Source organism: Streptomyces sp. NPDC057287 (assembly GCF_042667905.1).
Taxonomy (GTDB): domain Bacteria; phylum Actinomycetota; class Actinomycetes; order Streptomycetales; family Streptomycetaceae; genus Streptomyces.
The window spans coordinates 260,033-266,589 of the sequence record NZ_JBHUYV010000014.1; the positions used below are offsets into that span (position 1 = coordinate 260,033).

5 protein-coding genes are annotated in these 6,557 nt (G+C 72.8%); 2 read left to right on the forward strand and 3 right to left on the reverse strand.

Going from position 1 to position 6,557, the window contains the following annotated elements:
* Positions 1–18: 18 nt before the first annotated feature.
* The 3 genes from pepN to ACFUNE_RS26410 all read right to left on the reverse strand — a co-directional run bounded on the left by pepN (position 19) and on the right by ACFUNE_RS26410 (position 4,150).
* Entirely contained in the window at positions 19–2,610 is a 2,592-nt protein-coding gene (gene pepN, locus ACFUNE_RS26400) for an aminopeptidase N (protein ID WP_383572922.1), read from the reverse strand.
* A 278-nt stretch (positions 2,611–2,888) separates the two neighbouring features.
* Entirely contained in the window at positions 2,889–3,212 is a 324-nt protein-coding gene (locus ACFUNE_RS26405) for a chorismate mutase (protein ID WP_329227659.1), read from the reverse strand.
* 161 nt (positions 3,213–3,373) lie between these two features.
* On the reverse strand, positions 3,374–4,150 hold the full coding sequence (locus ACFUNE_RS26410) for a S1 family peptidase (protein ID WP_383572926.1): 777 nt from the start codon (positions 4,148–4,150) through the stop codon (positions 3,374–3,376).
* Positions 4,151–4,406: 256 nt separating this feature from the next.
* On the opposite strand from ACFUNE_RS26410, the gene ACFUNE_RS26415 reads away from it, so the two are divergent.
* Together ACFUNE_RS26415 and ACFUNE_RS26420 are read left to right on the forward strand one after the other, a co-directional pair.
* Positions 4,407–5,327 (forward strand): hypothetical protein, encoded by a 921-nt coding sequence (locus ACFUNE_RS26415; protein WP_383572930.1) that lies wholly within the window; start codon positions 4,407–4,409, stop codon positions 5,325–5,327.
* A gap of 38 nt (positions 5,328–5,365) precedes the next feature.
* Complete coding sequence (locus ACFUNE_RS26420; RefSeq protein ID WP_383572933.1) at positions 5,366–6,436, forward strand: ankyrin repeat domain-containing protein; 1,071 nt, start codon at positions 5,366–5,368, stop codon at positions 6,434–6,436.
* Positions 6,437–6,557: the final 121 nt, after the last annotated feature.

The following is a 6,557-nucleotide window of genomic DNA, read 5'->3' on the forward strand; positions in this document are numbered from 1 at the left end:
CGGGGTGAGGGCTGTGGGTCAGAGGGTGTTGCGAACGGCGAGGGCGCGGCGGAGGTCGTCGAGCTGGTCGGTGAGTTTGCGGCGCAGGGCGGGTGTGAGCGCGGGGTTGTCGAGGGCTTGTCCGCCGAGGTGGATGGATTCCTGGTCGACGGCGTGGGCGGGGAAGGCGTGGCGTCCGGCTGCTTCGGCGATGGCGGGGCCCCGACGTGCGGCGAGCGCGATGGCGTCGGGGTAGTAGCGGGCGGTGTAGGGGCGCAGGAGTACGGCCTGTTCGGGCTGCCAGAAGCCTTGGGCGGTGGCGGTGAAGAGGTAGTTGGACAGGGTGTCGTCGGTGAACATCGCGTGCCAGGCGGCCTTCTTGGCTTCGGGCGTGGGGAGGGCGGCGCGGCAGCGGGCGGCGCCCTCCTGTCCGGTGGCGCTGGGGTCGCGGTCGAGTTCGCGGGCGATGGCGGTCTCGTCGGCGGCGCCGAGGACGGCGAGACGGGTGAGGATGCGCCAGCGGAGGTCGGGGTCGAGTTCGGGTCCGCCGGGGACGGTGCCTTCGCCGAGCCAGTCCTGGATGGTGTCGGGCTGGGTGGCGGCGTCGATGAAGTGGCGTACGGCGGTGAGGCGGAGGCCGGGGTCGGGAGTGCCGGGCGGGGTGGTCGTGGGGCCTTGTTCCCAGTCCTTGGCGGTGAGTCCTTCGGTGCGGCGCAGGAGGTCGCGGCAGAGGGAGGTGAGGGTGGCGAGGGCGGTGGGGCGGTCCTCGTGCGGGAGGTAGCGGTCGGCGATGTGGGTGGCGGCGAAGCCGAGGACGCCTTGGACGAGGGCGAGGTCGGTTTCGTGGGGGAGGTGGGTGCGGGCGGCGGTGAGGTAGGCAAGGGGGTGGAGCCGGCCGTCGCGGACCATGTCGCGGGCGGTGTTCCAGACGAGGGCGCGGGTCAGGGCGTCCGGGATGCCGGAGAGGTGGGTGAGGGCGGTGTTCCAGGAGTCGGGGTCGAGGCGGATCTTGGCGTAGGTGAGGTCGTTGTCGTTGAGCACGACGAGGTCGGGGCGGCTGCCGGGCTGGGTGGCGGGGGTGCCGTCCTGGGGGATGTCGAGTTCGAAGCGGTTGCGCAGGACGAGCTGTTCGGTGCCTGTCTGGGTGTCGAGGCTGTGGTCGTAGGCGCCGACGGCGATGCGGTGGGGGCGGCTGCCCTCGCGGTCGACGGTGAGGTTCCAGCTGTGGCCGGTGTTTTCGACGTGGGCGGTGAGGGTGTCGATGCCGGTGGTGCGGAGCCAGGCGGCGGCCCACGTGTGGACGTCGCGGTCGGTGGCCGTGGCGAGGTTGTCGATGAAGTCGGCGAGGGTGGCGTTGGCGAACTTGTGGCGGGCGAAGTGGGTGTTGATACCGGCGAGGAAGTCCTTCTCGCCGAGCCAGGTGACGAGTTGGCGGAGGGCCGAGGCGCCCTTGGCGTAGGAGATGCCGTCGAAGTTGAGGAGGGCGGAGGCGGTGTCGGGGACGGCGTCGGGGTCGGGGGCGACGGGGTGGGTGGTGGGGCGCTGGTCGGCGTCGTAGCCCCAGCCCTTGCGGGAGACTCCGAATTCGACCCAGGTGTCGGGGTATGGGGTCTCCCCTGCTCGAACGGAGTTGAGAGCTCGGGGAAGGGTGGCTTCGGTGAGGGTCTGGTAGCCCATGTATTCGGCGAAGGACTCGTTGAGCCAGATGTCGTCCCACCAGGTGAGGGTGACGAGGTCGCCGAACCACATGTGGGCCATCTCGTGGGCGATGACCATGGCGCGGGTCTGGCGTTCGGTGCCGGTGACGGCGGAGCGGTAGATGAATTCGTCGCGGAAGGTGACGAGTCCGGGGTTCTCCATGGCGCCGGCGTTGAATTCGGGGACGAAGGCCTGGTCGTAGGAGTCGAAGGGGTAGGGCTCGTCGAATTTCTCGTGGTAGCGGTCGAAGCAGGCGCGGGTGATGTCGAGGATCTCGTCGGCGTCGGCGTCGAGGTGGGGGGCGAGGGAGCGGCGGCAGTGGATGCCGAAGGGCAGGCCTGCGTGGGTGGTGGTGACCGAGTGCCAGGGGCCTGCGGCGACGGCGACGAGGTAGGTGGAGACGGGCGGGGTGGGGGCGATGGTCCAGCGGCCGTCGGCGGTCCGGGTGGTGGTGCCGTTGCCGAGGACGGTCCAGCCGGCGGGTGCGGTGACGGTGAGGTCGAACACGGACTTGAGGTCGGGCTGGTCGAAGGCGGCGAAGACGCGTTGGACGTCGTCCATGAAGAGCTGGGTGTAGACGTAGGTCTCGCCGTCGGCGGGGTCGGTGAAGCGGTGCATGCCTTCGCCGGTGCGGGAGTAGCGCATGGTGGCGTCGACGGTGAGTTCGTGGGGGCCGGCGGTGAGGCGGTCCAGGGGGTAGCGGTTGCCGTCGAGGCGTTCGGGGTCGAGGGGTTGTCCGTCGAGGCTGAGTGAGCGCAGGGTTTCCGGCTTGATCTCGACGAAGGTGTCTCCGGCCGTCCGGGCGGTGAACCGGATGGTGGTGCTGGAGCCGAAGGTCTCGTCACCGGTGGTGAGGTCGAGGTCGACCGCGTAGCGGTGTACGTCGAGGAGCTGGGCGCGGGTCTGCGCTTCGTTGCGCGTCAGTACGGACATGGCGCCCATGCTGCCGTACGGGCCGCGGGCTGTGCAGTGGGGTTCTCGCAGGGCTGACGGCGGACGGCGGCGGGTGCCGGGCGGGTCCGGCCGGGGGCGTGGTGGGGTCGCGGGCCCCGAGGCCTGGGCGGGGGCGGCGCACGGCTGCCGGGTCCTGGCGCACGGGTGCGGGGCGTGCCCGGGGCCCGGGGTGTGGGCCCGGTGGGCCCCGGCCCCGGGGACCGCGTCGGCGGGGTGGGCGGCGGCTGCCGGTCCGTGGGCCGGCCGGGGCGGAGGTCTCAGGCGTCGGGGGTCGCGGATTCCTCCGCGATGCGCTCGTGGTGGCGGATGACCTCGGCCACGATGAAGTTCAGCAGCTTCTCGGCGAAGGCGGGGTCCAGCCTGGCGCTCTCGGCGAGCTGGCGCAGCCGGGCGATCTGGCGTGCCTCGCGGGCCGGGTCGGCGGGCGGCAGGTGGTGCTCGGCCTTGAGGTGGCCCACCTGCTGGGTGGCCTTGAAACGCTCGGCGAGCATGTGGACGACTGCGGCATCGATGTTGTCGATGCTCTCGCGCAGCCGGTTCAGTTCGGCGGTGACGTACTCGTCGATGTCGCTCGTGGTCATGGTCGTCGAGCTTAGACGCACCGGTCGCGTGCCTGCCGACGGAGGGTGCGGGGCTGGGGGTGGCTCCCGGCGCGGCTCAGGGCCGTGACGAGGAGGTGCGGGGTGGGTCCGGGGGCACCCGTCAGGACGGTGGGTGCCCCCGGGGTCAGGTCAGGGGCGGGTCAGAGGGTCGCGGCCGCCGAGGCGATCGCGGAGGCGAAGGTCGAGACCTGGGTGTAGACGCCGGGGTAGCCGGGCCGTGCGCAGCCCTCGCCCCAGCTGACGATCCCGACCTGGATCCAGGATCCGGCGTTGTCCTTGCGGAACATGGGGCCGCCGGAGTCTCCCTGGCAGGTGTCGACGCCGCCGGTGCTGACGTATCCGGCGCAGATCTCCTGGCTGGGTACGAGGTCGCTGCCGTAGGCCTGCTGGCAGGTGGCGTCGGAGACGTAGGGGACCGTGGCCTTGAGCAGGTAGCGCTGCTGGCCGCCGCCCTCGGTGGCGGCGCCCCAGCCGGCGATGGTGAAGGTGCCGGTGTCGTAGGCGGTGGTGGTGGCGATCTTGAGGGTGGGCTGGTTGATGGGCTGGGCGAGCTTGATCAGTGCCCAGTCCTTGCCGACGCCGTTGTAGCCGGGTGCCTGGAGGACCTTGGTGGAGCGGACCTTGACGGCGGAGGACGACTGGAGGTCGACGGTGCCGGCGGTGGCGGTGATGGAGGTGTTGTTGCCGGAGCCGCTGACGCAGTGGGCGGCGGTGAGGACCACGGTCGGGCTGTAGAGGGCGCCGCCGCAGCCCATGGAGAGCCGGACCATGAAGGGGAATTCGCCCTGGGCCGCGCGGGTGCCCCCGACGACGGGTGCGGGGGCGGCGGAGGCGCCGGACGGCTGGAGGCTGAGGGTGGCGAGGGCGACCGCGGCGATGACGGAGCATCTCTTGAGGGTGCGCAGAAGCTGCTTCACGGGATGTGCCTGCTTTCGGTGGGGGGTGGAAGTGGGGGGTGCGGGTGCAGGCGTGCGGACGTGCTTGTCCTGGTCAGGGGCGTACGACGGGCCGATTTCGGCATGCCCTCAACAAGGACCATCCGATTATCGGGAAGCGATCACCGCTGTCACAAGGCAGGGTTTCCGGCCAAGATCGCCCGTCATGTCCCGGCCGGTTCCCCTCGGACCGCCCTAGAGTGAAGGTCCGTTGAGCACCATGGGTGGGGGTTCGGACATGAGCGGAACCAGCGACGTGGGCAACGGCGGCAACGGCGGTCCGGTCGTCCACGGCTTCCCGCACCTCGACGCCGTGCGGTCCGCCATCACCGCCCTCTACCGGCGGATCTCCCCCGACGGTGTGCGGGCCTACGCCACGAGCCTCGCCCCGGCCGACGCCGCCTTCTCCGACGTGGACGACCTGCACCTCGGCGCCCAGCGGGTGGCCGGAGCCCTCGTGCAGCACCTGCGTCTGCCGCAGGCCCGTATCGTCGTGGGCTTCCGGCGGATGGAGCATGCCGCGAGCGTCGAACTGACCGCCGGTCCCGAGTACTTCATCGAGCTCAACGACCGTTTCCGCACGCACCGCAGGGACATCGGTGCCGCGCTGGCGCACGAGATCACCCATGTGCTGCTGCACCGGCTGGGGCTCGAACTCCCCGGCACCCGCGACAACGAGATCCTCACGGACACGGTGACGGCCTATCTCGGCGCGGGCTGGCTCCTGCTGGACGCCTTCCGCCAGGACGCCGTCTCCAGCCAGAAGCTCGGCTATCTCACGCCCGAGGAATTCGGGTACGTCCTCGCCAAGCGGGCGCTCGCGTTCGGCGAGGACCCGGCCGTCTGGTTCACCAGCCCCCAGGCGTACACGGCGTACGCCAAGGGCCGGGCCGAGGCGCTGCGCGACCTGCAGCGGCCGCCGCTGACGGCTGCGGGATGGGCGGGCCGGCGCCGTTACGCCAAGGACCGCCGCCACGCCGGGGACCACCCGGGGTCCGCCACCGGCCCGTCCGTCCCGTACGCCTTCGAGGACGCGGCGGACGGGCTCCGGGTCTCCTTCGCCTGCCCCACCTGCCACCAGCGCGTCCGGGTGCCGGTCCGGGGGCGGACACGGGCGCGGTGCGGGCTGTGCCGCACGGTCCTGGAGTGCGACACCTGAGGAGCCGCCCCGCACCGGGGCGGCCGTAGGCTCGGTGTATGCCACATGATCAGGTCGGGGGTGCGAGAGCCCTTTTCGAGGCGTTGTACGACGACGAGAACGCCGTGGTGAGAGCTCTGCGGGCGGGTGCCTCAGCCGAGTCGGCCGACGAGGAGGGGTCGACCGCGCTGTATCTGGCGTCCGTGCAGGATCTGCCCGGGGTGGTCCGGCTGCTCCTCGCCGCGGGCGCGGACCCGGACAGGGCGAGCGGCCCTGAGGCCGGTGACCTGCCGCTGTGCGGGGCGGCGTGCGGCGGCCACGCCGAGGTCGTCGAGGCGCTCCTGTCCGCCGGGGCCGACCCGGATCTGAGCGAGGAGTTCGGCTTCACCGCACTGCGCTGGGCGGCGGGGCTCGGCCATGCGCGGACCGCGGAGATCCTCCTCGCCCGCGGCGCGGACCCGGATCTGCCCGGCCCGCGGGGCGAGGCCCCGCTGCTGGTCGCGGCACGGCGGGGATCGGCGCACACCGTGCGGACGCTCCTGCGGCACGGCGCCCGCGGCCTGTCCCCCGCGCTGGAGGAGGCGAGGCGCATGCTCACGCTGGACGTGGAGCAGGAGCTGCGCGACAGCCTGCGGGACGCGTACGGGGACGAGGGTCACGACAGTGCGGTGCGGTGCGAGCCGGTGGACGGCGGGCTGACCGTCACCGTCGAACTGCTGCGGGGCGGGGAGCCGTTCGCGTCGCAGGACCTGCAGACGGGGCACGGGGCGATCGTGACGCTGCTGGAGGACGAGCTGGGGGTGCGGGCCCCGTTCGAGGAGCTCGCCGTCCGGGCTCTGCGGGGCGGGGACCCCCGGCTCGACAACTGGCAGGTGGCGGTGGGGACGCTCCGGCGGCGCGGCGACGAGGAGACGTTCCAGGCGGCGGCGGCCTGGACGGCGAGCGGGGATCCGCTGCGGCAGGCGCTCGGCGCGGACGTGCTGGCGCGCCTCGGATTCCGTGGCGGCGAGAAGCCGTTCGCCGCGCGGGCGGTCCCCCTGCTGCGGGGGCTGGCCCGGGCCGCGGACCCTGCGCCCTCCGAAGCGGCGGCGCGGGCGCTGGGCGGGTACGAGGACGCGTCCGCCGGATGAGGACGGGCGCGGTGACCGGCTGGAGCCGGTCACCGCGCCCGTTGGTCACGCTGCCCGGCGGCCGCGGCCGGGAGCGCTGCCGCGCCCCGTGCCGCCGGCCCGGCCGGCTCCGGCACCTGTC